The sequence below is a fragment of the Chryseobacterium sp. genome (assembly GCF_022869225.1).
GTDB lineage: Bacteria > Bacteroidota > Bacteroidia > Flavobacteriales > Weeksellaceae > Chryseobacterium.
This window is the reverse complement of the sequence record NZ_JALIHL010000001.1, coordinates 4854319-4875107: the sequence shown is the minus strand read 5'-3', so window position 1 is coordinate 4875107 and position 20789 is coordinate 4854319. Positions and strand designations below refer to the sequence as shown.

At 37.1% G+C, this 20789-nt stretch carries 15 protein-coding genes; 9 read left to right on the top strand and 6 right to left on the bottom strand.

Annotation, left to right across the window (positions count from 1 at the left end; genetic code table 11):
* On the bottom strand, positions 1 to 836 hold an 836-nt coding region (locus tag MUW56_RS22755; protein WP_292015355.1), incomplete at its 3' end, for a bifunctional riboflavin kinase/FAD synthetase.
* Positions 837 to 1136: 300 nt separating this feature from the next.
* Between MUW56_RS22755 and atpD the strand changes: the two genes are divergently transcribed.
* The 3 genes from atpD (at position 1137) to MUW56_RS22740 (ending at position 3915) form a co-directional block, all read left to right on the top strand.
* A complete protein-coding gene (gene atpD / locus MUW56_RS22750) occupies positions 1137 to 2645 on the top strand; it encodes a F0F1 ATP synthase subunit beta (RefSeq protein WP_292015354.1) in 1509 nt (502 codons plus the stop codon).
* Positions 2646 to 2733: 88 nt separating this feature from the next.
* Entirely contained in the window at positions 2734 to 3015 is a 282-nt protein-coding gene (locus tag MUW56_RS22745) for a F0F1 ATP synthase subunit epsilon (protein WP_292015353.1), read from the top strand.
* Between the two features lie 81 nt (positions 3016 to 3096).
* Positions 3097 to 3915 carry a hypothetical protein gene (locus MUW56_RS22740; protein WP_292015352.1) on the top strand — a complete coding sequence of 273 codons (819 nt, stop codon included), beginning with the start codon at positions 3097 to 3099 and terminating at the stop codon, positions 3913 to 3915.
* A gap of 352 nt (positions 3916 to 4267) precedes the next feature.
* Here the strand turns inward: MUW56_RS22740 and MUW56_RS22735 are convergent, their stop codons facing one another.
* The 5 genes from MUW56_RS22735 to MUW56_RS22715 form a co-directional block, all read right to left on the bottom strand.
* On the bottom strand, positions 4268 to 6457 hold the full coding sequence (locus tag MUW56_RS22735; protein WP_292015351.1) for a radical SAM protein: 2190 nt from the start codon (positions 6455 to 6457) through the stop codon (positions 4268 to 4270).
* A gap of 90 nt (positions 6458 to 6547) precedes the next feature.
* Positions 6548 to 7294 carry a polymer-forming cytoskeletal protein gene (locus MUW56_RS22730; RefSeq protein WP_292015350.1) on the bottom strand — a complete coding sequence of 249 codons (747 nt, stop codon included), beginning with the start codon at positions 7292 to 7294 and terminating at the stop codon, positions 6548 to 6550.
* A 181-nt stretch (positions 7295 to 7475) separates the two neighbouring features.
* Entirely contained in the window at positions 7476 to 8354 is an 879-nt protein-coding gene (locus tag MUW56_RS22725; protein WP_292015349.1) for a DMT family transporter, read from the bottom strand.
* Positions 8355 to 8433: 79 nt separating this feature from the next.
* Positions 8434 to 9705 (bottom strand): aminotransferase class I/II-fold pyridoxal phosphate-dependent enzyme, encoded by a 1272-nt coding sequence (locus MUW56_RS22720; protein WP_292015469.1) that lies wholly within the window; start codon positions 9703 to 9705, stop codon positions 8434 to 8436.
* 81 nt (positions 9706 to 9786) lie between these two features.
* A complete protein-coding gene (locus tag MUW56_RS22715; protein ID WP_292015348.1) occupies positions 9787 to 10824 on the bottom strand; it encodes a PLP-dependent cysteine synthase family protein in 1038 nt (345 codons plus the stop codon).
* A 221-nt stretch (positions 10825 to 11045) separates the two neighbouring features.
* Between MUW56_RS22715 and MUW56_RS22710 the strand changes: the two genes are divergently transcribed.
* From MUW56_RS22710 to MUW56_RS22685, 6 genes are all read left to right on the top strand, one after another.
* Positions 11046 to 14531 (top strand): DUF2723 domain-containing protein, encoded by a 3486-nt coding sequence (locus tag MUW56_RS22710; RefSeq protein WP_292015347.1) that lies wholly within the window; start codon positions 11046 to 11048, stop codon positions 14529 to 14531.
* Between the two features lie 165 nt (positions 14532 to 14696).
* Positions 14697 to 16115: a hypothetical protein gene (locus MUW56_RS22705; protein ID WP_292015346.1), complete on the top strand. Its 1419-nt coding sequence runs from the start codon at positions 14697 to 14699 to the stop codon at positions 16113 to 16115.
* 103 nt (positions 16116 to 16218) lie between these two features.
* Complete coding sequence (locus MUW56_RS22700) at positions 16219 to 16746, top strand: DUF1697 domain-containing protein (RefSeq protein WP_292015345.1); 528 nt, start codon at positions 16219 to 16221, stop codon at positions 16744 to 16746.
* Between the two features lie 368 nt (positions 16747 to 17114).
* Positions 17115 to 17924 carry a 3-deoxy-8-phosphooctulonate synthase gene (kdsA, locus tag MUW56_RS22695; RefSeq protein ID WP_292015344.1) on the top strand — a complete coding sequence of 270 codons (810 nt, stop codon included), beginning with the start codon at positions 17115 to 17117 and terminating at the stop codon, positions 17922 to 17924.
* Positions 17925 to 17968: 44 nt separating this feature from the next.
* Positions 17969 to 20176 carry a TonB-dependent siderophore receptor gene (locus MUW56_RS22690; RefSeq protein ID WP_292015343.1) on the top strand — a complete coding sequence of 736 codons (2208 nt, stop codon included), beginning with the start codon at positions 17969 to 17971 and terminating at the stop codon, positions 20174 to 20176.
* Between the two features lie 163 nt (positions 20177 to 20339).
* Complete coding sequence (locus MUW56_RS22685; RefSeq protein ID WP_292015342.1) at positions 20340 to 20720, top strand: hypothetical protein; 381 nt, start codon at positions 20340 to 20342, stop codon at positions 20718 to 20720.
* The last annotated feature ends 69 nt before the right edge of the window (positions 20721 to 20789 follow it).

Here is a 20789-nt window from a genome sequence, read left to right as displayed (position 1 = left end):
TGAAGGAACTCAGGGAACCGGACAGTGATCTTTTCATCATAAATATCGTCGTCAAAATCCAGAATATAAACTTCTACCGTCAGCTTTTCTCCATTTACGGTAGGATTTGTTCCTATGCTCAGCATTCCCTTGTATTGTTGGCCTTTCACGGCAACTTCTACAATATAAGCTCCTTTTTTAGGCAGCAGCTTGATCGATTCGGTATCAATATTAGCAGTGGGATATCCAATGGTTCTTCCGATCTTCTTTCCGTGAACTACAGTTCCTGAAACGGAGTAGGAGTAGCCCAGCATTTCATTGGCTTCCTTAATGTTCCCTGTTAAAAGAGCGTTACGAACTTTGGTAGAACTGATATTATTTTCGTGGATGTTGATCGCTTCCATCTGTTCCACTTCAAAGTCAAGTTCTTTAGACAATTTTTGAAGAAGTTCAAAATTCCCGCTTTTATTTTTTCCGAAAGAGTGGTCGTACCCTATAATAAGGTACTTCACATTGAGTTTACCAATTAAGATCTGACGCACAAACTCTTCTCCGGTTAAATTTCTGAATTCTTCGTCAAATTCTTTAAGAAACAGAGTATCAATACCATATTTCTCAACCAACTGTTTCTTTTCCTCTACTGTATTCAGGAGCTTTAGATCTTCATTGGGATTGAATATAAACCTTGGATGTGGCCAAAAAGTAAGGATAGCAGTTTCCAGATTATTTTCTGTACCTACTTTTATCAATTCATCGATAATACTTTTATGCCCGAGATGCACTCCGTCAAACATACCTAAAGACAATGCTAGAGGCTTTTGAGAAGAATAATCTGTGAAATTTTTGAAAACTTTCAAAACGGAAAAATTTTGACTGCAAATATAAAACCTTTATTTTTAATGTAGCGATTGATAAATAAGGTAATTTGAAAACTTGAAAATTTGAGAATTTGAAAATGTATTGAGGTGTTAATTAGTAATGTGTAAAGTTGAATTCCCTAATTTGTATATTTGATTTCTAATATTGCCATAGACATTGAATTTTACACATTAAGCCGTACGCCCGGTCTTCTTTGAAAAAGCATGATAAAAATCTTTTTTTTACCAATTGCGGGTTTATGAAGAATCACTATATTTGCACCAAGAAAAAATTTAGCAATGGCAAACCAAATTAAAGGTAAAATTTCTCAAATTATTGGTCCGGTAATCGACGTTGTCTTCACAGATGTGGAATCTGTTCCTAGTATCTATGACGCGTTAGAAATTACAAAAGAAAACGGTGAAAAAGTAGTCTTAGAAGTAGAACAACATATTGGCGAAGATACAGTAAGATGTATCGCAATGGACGCTACAGATGGTCTTAAGAGAGGTCAGGATGTAATCGGGTACGGAAACCCTATTACTATGCCAATCGGTGAGGCTGTAAACGGAAGACTATTCAACGTAGTTGGGGATGCTATCGACGGGCTTCAAAGTATTTCTAAGGATGGAGGACTTCCAATCCACAGAGAAGCTCCAAAATTTGATCAACTTTCAACTTCTGCAGAAGTTTTATTTACAGGTATTAAAGTAATCGACTTAGTTGAGCCTTACGCAAAAGGAGGTAAAATTGGTTTGTTCGGGGGTGCCGGTGTAGGTAAAACAGTATTGATCCAGGAGTTGATTAACAATATTGCAAAAGGACACGGAGGTCTTTCGGTATTCGCCGGAGTAGGTGAAAGAACGAGAGAAGGAAATGACCTTTTAAGAGAGATGCTGGAATCAGGAATTATCAAGTATGGTGACGATTTCATGCATTCTATGGAAAACGGAGGTTGGGATCTTTCTAAAGTAGATTTAGAAGTGATGAAAGATTCAAAAGCTGCATTCGTTTTCGGACAGATGAACGAGCCGCCAGGTGCAAGAGCGAGAGTAGCCCTTTCAGGTCTTACATTAGCTGAGTACTATAGAGATGGTGGAGAAAGCGGACAAGGTAGAGACGTACTTTTCTTCGTAGACAACATCTTCCGTTTTACACAGGCTGGTTCTGAGGTGTCTGCACTTCTTGGTCGTATGCCTTCAGCGGTAGGTTACCAACCAACTCTTGCTTCTGAAATGGGGGCGATGCAGGAAAGAATTACTTCTACAAAAAATGGTTCAATTACTTCAGTACAGGCGGTTTACGTACCTGCGGATGACTTAACTGACCCTGCTCCTGCAACTACCTTTGCCCACTTGGATGCAACTACGGTACTTGACAGAAAGATTGCTTCATTAGGTATTTACCCAGCGGTAGATCCACTGGCTTCTACTTCAAGAATCTTAGCTCCTGAAGTGATTGGTCACGATCACTACAACTGTGCTCAAAGAGTAAAAGAAATCCTTCAAAGATATAAAGCACTTCAGGATATCATCGCTATCCTTGGTATGGAAGAACTTTCTGAAGAAGATAAATCAGTTGTTTACCGTGCAAGAAAAGTTCAGAGATTCTTATCTCAACCTTTCCACGTAGCAGAACAGTTTACAGGTATTCCAGGATCACTAGTTGATATCAAAGATACAATCAAAGGATTCAACATGATTATGGATGGGGAATTAGATCACTTGCCGGAAGCTGCTTTCAACTTGAAAGGAACCATCGAAGAAGCTATCGAAGCAGGACAAAAAATGTTAGCTGAAAACGCTTAATAAATTAGACATAAAGAGATCAGATCCGGACATGAGACTTTAAAGTTGTCTGAAATCTGAAATCTGAAATCTTCAAATCTAAATTAGAATGAATATAAAAATTTTAACACCAGAATACGTAGTTTTTGAAGGAGAGGTAAATTCTGTATTATTGCCTGGAAAAAATGGTGAATTTCACATTATGAATAACCACGCAGGAATCGTTTCTTCTTTAGTAGGTGGTAAAGTAAAGCTTTTTGCTAATTCAATTGATGACGCTTTTGCTAAATACTTTACTAAAGAAACTGAGGCAGACTCTGTTTTTTCTTACTCTATCAAAAGCGGTGTTGTAGAATTTAATCATAATAAAGGAATTATCCTTTGTGAATAATTAAATGAAAAGCTAAATATATTTTCAAGAAAGTGTAACTTTGTGTTACACTTTTTTTATGTTATGTAAAAGTCTGATTCTATGAAGAAAAGTATAATCATATTCTTTACAGTTCTGGGGGTTTTCCTCAATGCCCAGAATATCAGGACCAAAAGAGGAATTATCAATTTAGACGGAATTCCGGTAGCGAAGCTCTCCAATAAATCCAGCGAATATACTTTTATGGATTTGAAGGAAACCCCGCTGTATACTATAAAATTTGTAGATAAGAGTATCGTTGATTCGGTCAGGGACAGTTATATACAGATGAACAGGGTATACAACAGGGATAAAACCATAGAATTGGATTATATTTCACCCTCTGCATTCTCCGGGGAAGAAAAATCTGCCGTCTATACTTCTGTGAACGGACTTAAAATCATTGATAACAAAGGGATCAATGTAAAAAATCTGGATGAACTTTTTTCAAATATACCTAAAAGAAAACTGGATGCTAAAACGAAAGAAGCATACACCATCAGAAAAAAAATTGATAAGCTGAATATTGAAGTGAATAAAGTCGGTGAGATTTTAAGCAACGGTGTTCCGGTAGGATATTTTACCAATTTACCTGTAAGCTTTGGCTCTGAAGAGACCATCATGGATAAGACACCAATAGATATTGAGATCTATGATGCCAAAAGTAAGCTTATAGGAAGATATATTATGACTACAAAGCAGTTGAAAACCGCTGGAGGAAAGTCTTTTACCATTTACAGGGAAATGTCTGGAAGGGCATCCATTTTAAAATTTCCAACTTATAAAGCGATTGCAGAACGAATGGCCATTATGGATCCGAATTTTATTAAAGTACAGGAGAAAGTATCTGTAGGCCCGGTTGTAAAAGATACTCCTAATTAGAAAATGTCCAATAGGAGCCGGCTCCGACTAAAATGACCACAATATCTGCCAATCCGGAGAATCCACTGGTCTTATTAAAAATGATAATTTTGATTTACAGAATGTCAAACTATACGTTTTTATCTTGTAAGACTAAAGATCTGTTTAATTTCCAAAATCTGCAAGAGCATTAATAGGATCGTGCTTCATCCTGGTTATCAATAATTTTAAAACCCTATTTATTTTAAATACTCAATGATTTAGAGATTGATGAAGATTTCCGTACATGTTCACATTCAAAAAATCAAACTTTTATGCTTCAAATTAGAAAATCTACGAAATTTGTGAAATCTCATAAAAAAAATGAAAAATTTTACAAACTCAAAATCACTCCATTTTCCTTCAATTGCTGCATAGGTTTCGAGAACCAGAACAGCTCAAAATCTTCAAAATCTTCCTCAAATTGATTCTTAAGTTGCTGAACTGTAAGCTTTTTACTGTTTTCTACAGCATTCTCCTGCAATAGATTCACCAACCATTCTGCTTTATCCTGTTCCAGTTCAACCTTTACGATATTGGTTTTTAAGTGGAATGTAAGTAAGGTATACGCACCAGAGTATTTCTTTTTATTTTTTACGCGATTCTCAGCGATTACATTTTTGGTTAAAAACACAATTTTTGAGTTTCCTTTAAAAGCAAACTGATCATCTTCTAAAAGAGCATCGTGAATATAATCAGGATGAATGGCCGTTTTTGGAATTTTAAAATCAAACCACTCCTGAAGAGGAATTTCAAAATTGATCCCGTGCATATAATTGAAAAGTGACTTTTTCAATCCGAAGCTGAATTGATTGTGATCGATTCCGGTTTTATCTTTGAAGTCTATATCGTTGTTGGCAAACAGGATTTCCTGTTTTACGGGAACCACTCCAAAATCATCGGGACTCATTCCAACAGGCGAGTGGGCAGTCATAGCAAACTGATGCCAAAATCCACTTTGAAGAATTCCCATTTCAAACATCTGACGGACCATCTCCAGGGAGTCAACGGTTTCCTGAACGGTTTGGGTAGGGTAGCCATACATCAGATAGGCATGAACCATAATTCCCGCCTCAGTAAAATTTCTTGTAACTTTGGCTACCTGTTCTACGGAAACTCCTTTATCAATTAATTTTAATAATCTGTCACTGGCTACTTCTAAACCTCCTGAAACCGCAACGCATCCGGAAATTTTTAGCAGATAACAAAGATCCCGGGTGAAACTTTTTTCAAATCGGATATTGGTCCACCAGGTCACCACCAGATTTCTTCTTAGAATTTCCAGAGCAACCTCTCTCATTAATGCAGGCGGAGCGGCTTCGTCTACAAAATGAAAACCTGTTTCTCCTGTCGTTCTGATGAGCTCTTCCATCCGGTCTACCAGAATTTTAGCAGAAATAGGCTCATAGATTTTGATATAATCTAAGGAAATATCACAGAAAGTACATTTACCCCAGTAGCATCCATGTGCCATGGTCAGTTTATTCCATCTTCCGTCACTCCATAAGCTGTGCATGGGATTGGCGATTTCAATAACTGAAATATATTGATCCAATTTCAAATCGGTGTAATCCGGAGTACCAATATCGGCCTGTTTATAATCGTGTCTTTTAGAATTATTTTTATAGACAACTTCCTGATTTTCAATTAAAAATGTTCTCTTAAATTCTGTGGCACCATCGGGATTGTGTACATTTTCACAAAGAAGTTCCAGGGGAAGTTCTCCGTCATCCAGGGTAATAAAGTCAAAAAATTCAAAAACTCTCTGATCTTTAACTTCTCTTAATTCAGTATTGGGAAAACCTCCTCCCATAGCAGTTTTAATATCGGGAAAGTTCTTTTTTATCAATTGGGCACATCTGAATGCTGAGTATAAATTTCCGGGAAAAGGAATGGAAAAGCAAACGAGTCTGGGTTGAATTTCTTCTAATTTTTTATGAAGAATTTGTAATGTAAAATCATCTATAAATGTTTGATTATCAGATAATTTATAATATAATTCATCAAAAGAATTGGCACTTTTACCAAGGCGTTCAGCATATCTGCTGAATCCAAAATCAGGATCAATATTTTCAACAATATAATCCGAGATATCTTCCAGATATAAAGTGGCAAGATGTTTGGCTTTATCCTGTAACCCCATATTTCCGAAAGCAAATTCCATATCATCCAGCTGGTTGAAACGGGAGGCTTCGGGAAGAAAATTCATGCTGCAGATCTGTCTTGCCAGTGTAGGATTTTTACCTTGCAGAAAAGGAATGACCTGATCAATGGTCTTTATATATTCTTCTCTTAATGCAAAAATTCTCCGGGTATTTTCAGAAGAGCCGGGCAGATCTATTTTTTTATCAAAAACCTTTTGGATCCCTTTTTTGGAAAACAGCTCAAGGATTACATCAATTCCCAGGTCAATCTGGTAGCTGGAAATATTTTTAGTATTCAAAAATCCTTTGATATAAGCTGTTGCAGGATAAGGAGTATTGAGTTGGGTAAAAGGCGGAGTGATAAGAAGCAGATCTTTCAACAGAAAATTTTTGCAAAGTTATTCCAAAGTTTTTTCAGAAAAAAATTTTTTCTCCTGAAAGAAACCAGGTCTTCAAAATAAGTCTGTTTTCTAAGAGCCGAACAAAGTATCTACAGTATTGTGCTCTATATAATTTAAAAAAATGCCTTCATCAAAATACCCTTCTTTATCCAGAATTTCAGGATTCAACAGTGCTGTCTCATCCTGTCTTTCCAGGCTTAGATTATCAATGAATTTTCCTTTTTTTCCTTCTATTTCATTATAAAAACTTAGGAGATATCGGGCATGTAGATCACCTTCCGCCATTGTATAATGGCCATTCTCTGCCACAAGTGCAGCCTTTATATTTCCCTCAATATGGGTTTCATGATCATTGGATGATGCGCCGAATAATACATTGCAGGTAAGACTTCCCGAGCAGTAAAGAGAACCATTGACAATAACATTTTCAGCTTTTATATGACCCGCTACAATAAGAACGATATGGTCTTCAACAAAGAGATTACCGGATAAATGAATATCATTTTCCAGGAGAATTATTTGGTATCCTTCCCCTTCTTTTGTAATCAGATCCAAAGACGTTTCACTGTCGGTGTCCATAAGAAAAATGTCCGGTTCATCATTACCGGTATCTTCCTGTAATGCCAGTTTAATTTTCTGGGCGGTTTCCTCATCCAGCATATCAAGGAAGTCGGAAAGATCTTCTTCATCCAAAGAGTCTTCATTAAAGAAAACGCCTTCCAATACGGAATGGATAGTAGAAAATAAGTTTTCTGAGTTTTCCTTAAGCCGCTGGTATAGCTGATCTTTTGTAAGTTTCTGTAGTTCTTTTATCATATTTTGCTTTAAAATGCACCTGCCTGTTCGAGGAAATTATCCTGATTACATGCAGATGCAAGATAGATAAATTTTGTTATGCTAAAAAGCCAAACTTATTCTCAAAAATTTTCCGAGTAAAGGGATAGGTTTTTTCTGTTCATTTACAGCATTAATGATCCCTGCTTTTTCGGTCCTGTTTTTAAATATGAACCTGCTTTTTTCGGTCGGATATGACATTCAGTGTTACTCCGAGCAGAATCAGTATAATTCCTGCCAAAAGGTTGGGAGTCATTTTTTCATGAAACATCAGTACACTGACCATGACGGCAACTACCGGTTCCAAAGCACCCAGGATAGCCGTGGGGGTAGAGCCAATATATTTAATCGCATATACCAGGCACAGGCTAGAAATAACCGTAGTTAAAAAAGCAAAAATGAGAAAATTTAAAAATACAGATAGGGAAGGTATTGTTAAAGATTCATTTGCGATACTTGCTTTTGTCATAAAAAACAGGGAGGTAAAAAACATAGAAAAGAAAGACAGCTTAAATCCGGAAACCTGAATATTCGACTTATTGACAATCACCATGTACAGTGCATAAAAAAGTGAGCTCAGCATTACAATTCCCAGTCCTGCAAAATTAATTTCGAGACTGTTTCCTTTTAAACATAGGACAATAACTCCTGCGAAAGCAAAGAATAATGAAATGACAGACAGCCTGGTAAGCTTCTCTTTATAAAAGAAAAACAGGATCAGGGCTACAATGACAGGATAAATGAATAAAACCGTAGAGGCGATTCCGGCTGTAAGAAAATCATAGCCTAAAAATAGGAATTCGGAAGACAGTGCATAGCAGATTCCCAGTATAGCCAATATTAAGGCTTCTTTTCTATTGATCTTAAAACTTTCTCCGGAATACAGCAGATATCCGCCAACCATTAAAGCTGAAAAGAAAAATCTGTAAAACAATGTCACATCCAGCGAAAAGTGAGCCTGTTTGATAGGCAGAATAAAAATCGGAATTAATCCGAATGACACCGCTGACAAAGTTCCCAGTATATATCCTCTAAGTTTCATGTTGTTTGTTATAGCTTTATATTAGTTTTTTAAAATAAAAAACCACTGAATCATTCAGTGGTTTTTTCTATTTTTATGATTAAATCGGTTTAAAACTTAATCCTTGTTCCTGCAGCAGCAGCTGCTCCTGCTCTTTATAGTAACCACCTACTAATTTGTCATGAATGGCTTCAAACGCGGCCAGCGTTTCATTGATCTCGGCATCCGTATGAGAAGCGGTAGGAATCAATCTTAAAAGGATCATTCCTTTTGGAATGACAGGATATACTACCACAGAAGTAAAGATACCATAGTTTTCTCTTAAGTCCTTTACCAAAAGAGTAGCTTCTACAGGGGTTCCCTGCATCATTACCGGAGTTACACATGTATTGGTGTCACCGATATTGAATCCTCTTTCTTTTAAACCGTTCTGTAATTTATACACATTCTCCCAAAGTTTAGCTTTGATTTCAGGTCTTGATCTCAACAGTTCCAATCTTTTCAATCCTCCGATTACCATTGGCATTGTCAGGGATTTTGCGAAAATTTGTGATCTTAAGTTAAATTTCAGGTATCTGATAATTTCTTTATCACCGGCAAGGAATGCTCCGAAACCTGCCATTGATTTTGCAAATGTAGAGAAGTACACATCGATCTGATCATTACAGTCCTGTTCTTCACCTACACCGGCACCTGTTTTACCAAGAGTTCCGAAACCATGTGCATCGTCTACTAAAAGTCTGAATTTATATTTTGATTTAAGGTCGCAGATCTCTTTGATTTTTCCCTGCTGTCCTCTCATTCCGAAAACCCCTTCAGTAATTACCAGGATACCGCCGCCGGTTTCCTCAGCCACTTTGGTTGCTCTTTGAAGGTTTTTCTCAAGACTCGCCATATCGTTGTGTCTGTAAGTGAATCTCTTCCCTGAATGAAGTCTTACCCCATCTACGATGCAGGCATGAGAATCCATATCATAAACGATTACGTCATTTCTGTTGACCAAAGCATCAATGGTAGAAACCATTCCCTGGTAACCGAAGTTTAATAAATATGCTGATTCTTTTTGTACGAAATCTGCCAATTCTCTTTCCAGCTGAAGGTGCTGATCTGTTTCACCAGACATCGCTCTTGCTCCCATTGGATAGAACATTCCGTATTCTGCAGCCGCTTTCGCATCCGCTTCCTTTACTTCAGGATGATTGCATAATCCTAGATAGTCATTGGCACTCCAGAAAATTACTTCTCTACCCTGAAACTGCATTCTGGGACCTATAGGACCCTCTAATCTTGGGAAAATAAAATATCCTTCTCCGTAATCTGCAAATTGTCCAAGAGGTCCTGGATTTTCTTTTATTCTTTCAAAAATATCCAACATGTATCGTAATTTTTAAGTAAAAAAGCCTTTTTTGTAGAACACGTAAAAGGCTTAATTTGTATTGTGATTTATATATTCTTATTTGATAAATTCTGTCTTGAAAACTTCATCATAATTGTGAACACAATTATTGACAAATCCCTGTTCAGCCATCCATTGATCACTGTATACTTTAGTGATATATCTTGAACCGTGGTCCGGATAGATCAAAACAACAACATCATCTTGGGAGAATTCGTGAGACTGTGCGTACTGGATTAATCCCTGCGTTACAGCTCCTGTAGTGTATCCTCCCATAATCGCCTCCTTTAAAGCAATTTCACGGGTTCTGTAGGCAGACATTTCATCATTTACCCTTACAAACTTATCTACCTTATCGAAAAGAAGGGCAGAAGGGATAAGATTTTTTCCCATTCCTTCGATCTGATAAGGATGAACATCCTCTTTATGAATTTCTCCTGTCTCGTGGTAGCTTTTTAAGATGGATCCATCTGCATCCACACCAATAATTTTAATATCCGGGTTTTTCTCCTTCAAAAACTTCGCAGACCCTGATAAAGTACCTCCTGTTCCCGTGCAGGCAAAAAGGTGAGTCACCTTACCGCCGGTCTGCTCCCAGATCTCAGGACCCGTAGTCTGATAATGGGCATCAATATTCAACTCATTAAAATACTGGTTGATATAAATGGAATTGGGCGTTTCCAATGCAATTCTTTTAGCCACCTCATAATACGATCTCGGATCGTTTGCAGCTACATTGGCCGGACAAATATATACAGTAGCACCCAATGCTTTTAAATAAGCAATCTTTTCAGGTTTGGTTTTATCACTTACTGCAAGAATACACTTATATCCTTTGATAATGCAGACCATCGCAATAGAAAATCCCGTGTTTCCGGAAGTAGTTTCTACAACTACAGAATCTTCTTTCAATAAACCTTTCCTCTCTGCATTTTCTATAATATGAAGTGCGATTCTATCTTTGGTGGAATGTCCAGGATTATATGATTCTAACTTGGCATAAACGGTTGCTGGAATATCTTTTGTGACAGTATTTAGCTTCACCATAGGAGTATGTCCTATCAGGCCAAGGATATTATCGTAAACATTACTCATTACTTGTTATTTTCAATAAAAATCTGACTGCAAAAATACAAAAAAATAAATAATTACTAAACTTTTGTTTGAATTCTAGAGGTACAATTTATAAAACCTATTTTCTTATTTACAGTTTTAGCAGGAGTATAATCGCAAATTCTACGCCAAATTTTTAAATTTTGTTAAAAACAATATAAAATAATATAAAAGCCTTATTTTCGCATAATTGATTTAATACTATGAAAAATTGGACTTTTAGGCAATGGAACACCGTTTTAGGATGGGTGATTTTCGTCATTGCGTTTTTTACGTACTTGTCCACGATAGAACCTAATTTCAGTTTTTGGGATTGTGGTGAGTACATTTCTTCTGCAGTAAAACTTGAAGTAACACACGCCCCGGGGGCTGCCTTATTTCAGATTGTGGGTGCCGTGGCAGCCATGTTTGCATTAGGAAAGGGCGAAAATTATTCTATCGTAATTAATGCGATGTCTGCATTGTTCAGTGCGCTGACGATTTTATTTTTGTTCTGGACGATTACGCATTTTGTAAGACGGCTTTTAAACAAGGATTTTGAAGAGATTACCAAACACCAGGAAATCTCCATTTTATTTGCAGGTGCTATAGGAGCATTATGCTTCACATTCTCAGATACATTCTGGTTTTCTGCAGTAGAAGGTGAAGTGTACTCTATGGCTTCCATGTTTATTGCGCTTTTGGTCTGGTTGATCACCAAATGGGAAAATGAGTATAAAGCGGCAGACAGTGAAAGATGGATTATTCTTATTTTCTTTGTGCTGGGACTTTCTGTAGGAGTACATATGATGTGTATGCTGGCGATTCCTGCAGTATGCCTTGTGTATTATGCAAGAAATTACAAGTTTACCTGGAAAAACTTTATCTGGGCAAACCTTATTACCCTAGGAATTTTGATCATTGTTTTCAAAATTATTTTCCCTTTGATCATGACCATGTTCGGAAGACTGGAAATTTTCTTTGTGAATGGACTGGGACTTCCTTTCCATTCAGGAACGATTGCAGCATTTGTTTTAATGGTGGCGATCTGCTACTTTATTATTAAATATGCGAGAAAAGCGAAGAAAAATATATTTCAGACCGCCGCCCTTTCTGTGGTTTTCATGATGATCGGTTTCTCTTGCTGGATGGTAATTCCGATCAGAGCGAATGCCAATCCGCCGATGAACCTTAATGATCCGGATACTGCTATCGGTATGCTGGACTATTATAACAGAGAGCAGTACGGTGACTGGCCAACCATCTACGGACAAAACTATACCGCATTCCTTGACGCCAACGGAATTGAGAAAAATGAAGACGGAAGCTTCAAAACGCAGAAAACCGGAGAAATCTATGAAAAAGATGAAAAAACCGGAACTTACAGAAAGACGGGAGACCGGTTCAATTATGTATTCAACAAGTCCCAGATAAGTTTAATGCCTAGGATGTTTAATGAAGATAAGGATGTTATGGCGAACTATATTTCGATGTATGGTGCTCCGGATTTTACATTCAATTATGCGAATGAAGATGTTGCAGATAATCCGCAGGCTAAGCAGATCTTCGATGAGATGAGAGCCAAGTATGAAGATAAATCGATTACCGCTTCAGACTATCTGAAAGTAAAACCCTATAATCTGATCAATGTTCAGAAGCCGTCATTCCTTCAGAATATGGACTATTTCATTTCTTTCCAGAACGGATATTATTTTGTAAGATACCTGATGTGGAACTTCGTGGGAAGACAGAACGACCTTGAAGGAAATATGGAAAGTACGAAAGGAAACTGGATTTCCGGTATTCCTTTTATTGATAATGTTTTGGTAGGAAATCAGGATAAAATGCCTGCAAAATTCAAAAATGAAAGTACCGTTACATTTTTCTTCCTTCCATTGATCTTAGGTTTAATCGGATTCTTTTTCCAGCTTAACAGAGATTTTGGAAGATTCTATGCATTGCTTTCTTTATTCATCCTGACAAGTGTGGGGATTGTTTTCTATACAGGAGTAAAGCCTTTCGAACCAAGAGAAAGAGATTACGCCATGGTGGGATCATTCTACGCTTTTGCCATTTGGATCGGAATGGGAGCCGGAGCAATTCTATGGTTCTTACAATCCAAAATAAAATCCAATGGGGCCAATATCGCTTTAGGAGTGGTTCTTTTAGGGGTCCCTTTTATGATGGGCTTCCAGAACTATAATGTTCATGACAGAAGTAACAGGTATACAGCGTACGATTATGCTTATTCAGTATTAAAATCATTACCTAAAAATGATATCTTATTCGTCTATGGAGATAATGATACCTATCCGGTTTGGGCCATCCAGGAAACAGAAAGGTTCAGAGATGATGTGAAAGTAGTTAACTTTACCCTTGCTTCGACACCCTGGAATCTTGATCAGGTGAAAAGAAGAACATACAATGCGATGGGAATTCCAAGTGAATTGACTCATGAAGATTACAGAGACGGAGTGAATGACCAGATCTACATGATGAAAAAAGAAGACTGGGAAGGAGTATTTTCTATGCTGAAAGAGCAGGGAGCTCCCGAAACAGAATTTCAGTCTTTCAGAAAGTACCTGACACAGGATTCTCTGACTTTAAAAGAAGCGATCGCTTTTATTAAATCCAAATCTCCTGAAAAAGACCAGCTTTTAAAAATGTATTTCGGGGAAGAGAAGTTTGAAAAATACAATATTCTTCCGGTAAACAAATTTATCCTTCCTGTCAATAAGGAGAATGCTTTGAAAGCAGGAATCATCAGCCAGGCAGATCTTCCGAATGCAGTGAACCAGATCATGATCACTTACAAAGGGAATACGTTGTATAAAAATAACCTGATCTTATTGGATCTGTTAGCAAACTTTGATTGGAAACGTCCGATCAACTTCTCATCAGGAGGAATCTATGACAGTGAGAATATTTTCTACCTGAATGAATACCTTCAGTTTGACGGATTCAGCTATAGACTGATCCCGATTCATACTCCTCAGACTCCTGACGGTGATATGGGAAGAGTAGATGCCAATTCTCTGTATAATGTGGTGAAAAACTTCAGATGGGGGAACTTTAAGAACGTGAATGCTCACTTTGATGAAACAGCTACTTCAAACATTATCAGCTACAGAATGTCAGCAAGCAGAGCCGCTTCAGCATTAGCATTGAGCGGTCAGAAAGCAAAAGCACTGGAAATTCTTGATCTTGCAGCAAAGGAAATTCCTGCTGAGAAATATAACGATCCACGATCTTTAAGTTCCATTGTATCCGGATATATTATTGCAGGACAGGAGCAGAAAGGGCTTCAGCTTGCAGAAATCCTTAAGAAGGGGATCTTTGAAGAGTATGATTACTACTTAAGCCTTTCAAAATCTGAACAGAGCTATCTGAGAAGACAGATGAGAACAAAACCAATGGAATATTCCCTTGTAGTTTCTGCTGTGACAGATGCTTATACAAGAATCGGACAGAAAGAAAAGGCATATGCTTACCTGGTAAAATCCATAGAGCCGATTGACAAGAAATTCAATGTCTTTGTAAAAGATCTGCAGCAGATGGGCAAAGATAAGGCAATGAAGGAATCTGAAAATGTTCAAAAGATTACGCCGTTCTATCAGTACCTGTTTGATATTATGGAGCCTTTTGATTCTACGTATTCAAAAGAAAAAGAAAATCAGATCACCTCTGCAATTATCAAGGCAACACAATAAAATACTTTTAAAAACGGAACTTCGGTTCCGTTTTTTTATTATTGGGAATCCTGAATTTTAAGATTATATTTGTGAACCTAAACATACATAATGTCTGAAACAAAGAATAGCAGGTTCCCCATCTATGCTGTAATTTTTACAGTCACTTTTAAACTTCTTTTTTTATTGACACACTATATTCAGGAAGATGCCTTTATCACCTGGAGAGTTGCTCAGAATCTACTGGATTACGGAGTAATTGGTTTTAATGGCGATACTAAAATTTCAGCTTCTACCACGCATCTCTATGTTTTTGTGTCTTATTTTTTCAATCTGGTTTTTGGAAAAGAGTACTTTATTGAACCTCTTTTAATTTTCAATTCCCTACTTTTTACCATTGGAACATTGTTTCTGTCTCATTTGGTTCTTAAGAACCCTTGGCATAAAGCTATTTTTATCTTTTTAATCGGTATTCTCCCTCCTGCCATTAAAATTTCAATCCTTGGAATGGAATACGGGATATTGTTTTTCCTCGAAATGGCATTGCTGTATTATGGTTTTAATAAAGGGAAAAAATGGGTGCTGACATTACTTCCTGTTTTAATTATGTTCACAAGGGTTGATACCGTTATATTTTTAGGAATTGTTTTCCTTGTAGATCTGTTTTGGAACAAAAAAATAAGATGGAACTATGTTTTTGGAGGTATGCTGGGTGTTTTATTCACTGTAACTTTTAACTGGTTCTACTTTGGAGAGCTTGTAAACAATACGATCACAGCAAAGAAATTGCTTTATGAGCAAAATTTTACATTTCAGCAACATATCAGTTATTTCCTGGCAAGCTTTGGTAATTTCTGGGGAATGTTGAAAATGCCCGGAAATTTTAATCCGGTAACGGTTGTTGTACTGATTTTTGAACTGCTGTGTTTTATTTATCTGATCAGGCAGAGGCAAAAGAGGAATTATTTTTTGTGGATGATCTTTATTTTCGGGTGGACAAAACAGATCATTTTTATCTCACAGAAAAGCCTGTTCGACTGGTATTACTGGGTGCCGCAGCTTCTGCTTTTCGTTCCTGTTCTTATATTTGTAATAGAGCAGAAAGTGAAAAGAAATGTATGGTTATCATTGCTGGTTATCTTTTATATCCTGCCGATGCTGGCATTTCAAACGGTTCATTCTATTGCAACAGGAAACGGGGAATGGAACTACCGCAGGACCATTGGCTTATTTCTAAATCAATACGAAAAAGATAAAAATCAATGGATTTTACTAGAGCCGGCGGGTTATGTGCCTTATTTTTCAGGATTAAAAACCATTGACGAGGTAGGACTCGTAGATAAGCAGATCCAGGAAGAAATAAAAAAAGATAAAACCCATTACTGGATCAATACGGTAAAAACAAGAAAACCTAAATACCTGCTTTCTTATAAAAACCTATATGATGGAAATACCGCGGATGCCGTTTATTATCAAACCCATTATAGACTTTTAAAAGAGTTCAGAGTGAAAGATCACCTGAACAGTGACAACAAAATCCTGGAAAAGATCTATAAACTGAAGCCTTCAGGAACAGACTATAATTTGTACATTAGAGTAGATTAAAGAAGCAGGAATTAAAAGACGGAAAAACGCTCTTCCTTACAATTCTCAACTGCTTGAACTCAAATTAAATATTACCTATTATCTAAAAAACAATCCCTGAAAAATGAAATACTGTGCTTTTCTCCGCGGTGTCAACGTAAAAGGAACCAATATGAAAATGGCTGATGTATGCCAGGTTTTTAAAGATGCCGGAATGAATGATGTAAGCTCCATTTTGGCTTCCGGAAATATTGTTTTTTCTTCGGATAAAAATGAGAACGATCTAAAAACGATCCTTGAAAAGGCCATGTCTGATCATTTCTCTTATGAAGCTTTTTTATTTGTTAAATCTCAGGAGGAAACAGCAGTATTCTGGAACAGTGTTCCTTTTGAAAAGAATGATGACTTTCATGTGTATGCTTTTGTCGGAATTCCGGGAGTTGAAAATATTTTGATGGAGGAGTTTCAGAAAGCTTCCCAGGCTGAGAATGAAAAAGCGGAAATCGTCAATGATATTTTTTATTGGCAGGTTTCAAAAGGAAATACCCTGGATTCTACATTTGGAAAGGTTTTGGGAAAAAAGAGTCTGAAAGATCAGTTTACCAGCAGGAATATCAATACTTTTGAGAAGGTTTTGAAAAAGATGGGTTAGAATGTCGGAAAACGATTGATGATTTTTATATATCTCAGGCCGGTTTTATGGTTCAGAATAAGATGAAAAGCTAGTCATTCCGCAGAAAGCCAGTTTCATGTATCCAGTAAGTAAATTCTTATTTTTTTCAACTATTATTACAATTGGATGGAAGGATATTCTCCTCCTTTGACGGGGTGGGCCATTCCTATTGAATAGTATGTTTATTAAATATAATATGGATGAGATCCACGGAAAAATAAATTGAGAACTTTTTTTACTTTACACATTCCGTGTTACCCCGCCCGAAATTCGAAAACCTCTTTCCAAATAATTTCCAAGTCTGAAACTTTCTCAGTATTTTTACTGAACTTTTTAATTACAACAAAATGATTCAGTATTTAGATAATATTCATCACAAAGATTCAAAAAACTTTTTTCTGATTGCCGGACCTTGTATTATTGAAGGCGAAGATATGGCCCTTAGAATTGCTGAAAAAGTAATCAACATTACAGATAAATACAATATTCCTTATATTTTCAAAGGAAGCTTTAAAAAAGCGAACAGAAGCCGTGTGGATTCTTTTACGACGATCGGAGAGGAAAAGTCTCTTGAAATTCTTAAAAAAGTAGGAGAGACGTTCAATATTCCTACAACAACCGATATTCATGAAAATGAGCATGCAGCATTGGCAGCACAGTATGTAGATGTTTTACAGATTCCAGCGTTTTTAGTACGCCAGACGGACCTGTTGGTAGCCGCTGCAAAAACTGGGAAATGTGTTACGTTAAAAAAGGGACAGTTTCTTTCCCCTGAAGCAATGAAATTTGCGGTTCAGAAAATAACTGATTCTGATAATCAGAAAGTTGCTATCATTGAGAGAGGGAATTCTTTCGGGTATACAGATCTGATCGTAGACTACAGAGGTATTCCTACCATGAGAGAATATGCTCCGGTTATCTTAGATGTTACCCATTCTTTACAGCAGCCTAACCAGAGCTCAGGAGTAACAGGTGGAAGACCAGACCTTATTGAGACTGTTGCCAAAGCAGGTATTGCAGTAGGAGCAGACGGAATTTTCATAGAAACCCATCCTACGCCGGAAACCGCATTATCTGATGGGGCCAATATGTTAAGACTGGATTTATTGGAAGATTTACTGCAAAAATTAACAAGAATTAGAGAATCAATTTTGTAATTGTTAAAAAAACATTAATTTTAGAAATTCTTAAAATATTTCTTTTGAAAAAACTAGTTTTACCGCTAAGCCTTATAGTCCCTGTGCTGATTTTTTCCCAACATAGAAAAAAAGATACAGTAACTACTAGAGTAACCGATATTGAGGAAGTTGTATTCCAGAAAAAAACAACAGGAAGAACCAACGATCTTACCAATATAAAAATTTCAGCAAAAGAGGCTAAAGCAGTAGCTTCTATCAGTGGGGGAATCGAAGGGCTGATCAAAACACTGCCTTCCGTAAACTCCAATACCGAGCTGTCTTCTCAATATATGGTGCGTGGCGGAAACTATGATGAAAACCTTATCTATATCAATGATATTGAGATTTACAGGCCTTTCCTGATCCGGAATTCTCAACAGGAGGGGATGAGTATCATAAATCCGGATATGGTTTCATCAGTCAACTTCTCAGCAGGAGGATTTGAACCGAAGTATGGAGATAAAATGTCTTCTGCCTTAAATATTTATTACCGCGAGCCTGAAAAATTTGAAGTTTCCGGGGAAGCGAGTTTAATTGGTGGAAGATTGACAACAGGATTAGCTTCAAAAAACAAGAAGCTTACCGCTTTATTTTCAGGGAGATACAGAAATACCAATCTTGTTTTAAATACGTTGAATGAAGATACGGACTTTAACCCGAGTTATTGGGATTTCCAGTCTTATATCAACTATCACGTAAATGATAAATTTTCAATGTCATTCATAGGGTATTACTCTAAGAATGATTACGAAATGATTCCTAAAGAAAAGAATGTAACTTTTGGAACGCTTCAGCAGCCTATTAATGTGGGGATAGGATATTTGGGAAAGGAAAATGACCAGTATAAAAATATGATGGGTACATTTTCCATGAACTATAAACCGTCTGATAAATGGAGGCTTACCCTGGACAGTTTTGCCTATCAAAACAGGGAAAAGGAATATTATACGATCCATTCCAATTATAGTCTGCAGACTTTTGATCCGGTTACAGGAAACCCGCTTCCCAGCTTTGATGTAGGAGGACAAATAGATCACGCAAGAAATGATCTTTTCGTAAGAACCTACGGAACGCAGTTCAGAGCCCGTTTTTCTCCGAATGTAAACACGGATATTGAAGTTGGGTTCAAATATGAAAAAGAAAACCTGAAAGATCTTACCAATGAATGGAAACTTGTAGATTCAGCAGGATACAGCCTTCCCAGGCCTATTGTGGATCCAAGAACCGGAGGAACCGGAGATCTTAAACTGGCCTATCAGATTGCAGGTGCCAATAATATTGAACCTACCAGATTATCAGCGTATGCCCAGTATTCTCAAAAATTTTACTGGGGAGCCAGCAAAGTATTTGTAAATGCCGGAGCCAGGGTAGCCAACTGGAGTTTTAATAAGGAAACCCTATTCTCTCCAAGATTCCAGTTTGCGATAAAGCCGGATTGGGAATCGGATATGTTGTTTAAACTTTCAGGAGGAATTTATTATCAGGCTCCTTTTTATAAAGAAATCAAAGACCTGGACGGTAATTTCAATTCCAATATAAAGTCTCAGCGTTCTATGCAGCTGATTCTTGCCAATGATTATGAGTTCAATATGTATGACAGGCCTTTTAAGCTGACTACAGAACTGTATTACAAGAAGATGGACGATTTGATTCCGTATTATATGGATAATGTAAGAATCCGGTATTCAGGAAAAAATAACGCGTCAGGTTATGCGTACGGTATTGATACCAGGCTGTTTGGGGAATTTGTTCCGGGAGTAGATTCCTGGCTGTCGGCAAGTTATGCAAGGGTGTATGAAAATATAGATGGGAGAGGTGACATTCCAAGGCCTACGGACCAACGGTTCAGATTTGCGATGTTTTATCAGGATTACATGCCTAGTTTCCCTTCAATGCGTGTCAATCTGACCCTGATCTACGCAATGGGACTTCCTAACGGAGCCCCTGTGTTTACAGATCCTTATCAGTATCAGGCTACCTTGCCGTCTTATAAGAGAGTGGATATAGGATTGTCAAAAGTATTTATTGATCCGAAAGACAAGAAAAAAAGATATGGCTTCTGGGGAAATTTCCAGGAACTGACATTGGGCGTTCAGGTTTTCAATGCTTTTAATATCAACAATACAGTTGCCAACCAGTGGATCACAGATTATAATACCAATTATATGTATCCTGTTCCGGTACGTCTTACAGGACGTTTCTTTAATGTAAAACTGGAATTCAAGCTGTAGAACTGAAGCTGCGATATCTAAAATCCGCTTAATCTGCGAGAGACAAAAATATAAAAGCTTCCGGATATTTTCCAGGGAGCTTTTTGATTGACCAGAATTTTATAACAACAATACCGAATTTTATAACAACGGTTTCATAGATATTTTTAACTTTGCTTTACCAATGAAAAAGATTCTTGCCATACTGTTCTCTATTTTCTACTTCGGATTTTCTTCCGGAGCAGCTTTTAGCGTTCACTACTGTATGCAGGAATTCGTTTCTTTAAGCCAGAAAGTGGATGATATCTGTGGTAAATGCGGTGTTAAAGATAAAAAAGGATGCTGCAAAACGGAAATCAAAGTTGTAAAAGTGGATGATTCCCAGAAATCAGACCTGCTTAGTATTGATTTTTTAAGCTACCTTTCAGAAATCACGGTAAAACACCAGTTTTTCTTTCCGGACAGGTCCTTTTCTGCTTCAAATTTTACTCAAATTCAGATTAATGCACCGCCGGAATACAGACCGGTACCTATTTATATCCATCATTGTAATTTTAGAATTTAGAATCTGTCAGTCGTTTTCAGTATGGCTATAATACTGATGTGGGCGACACGTCCTGACGCATTACCTGTG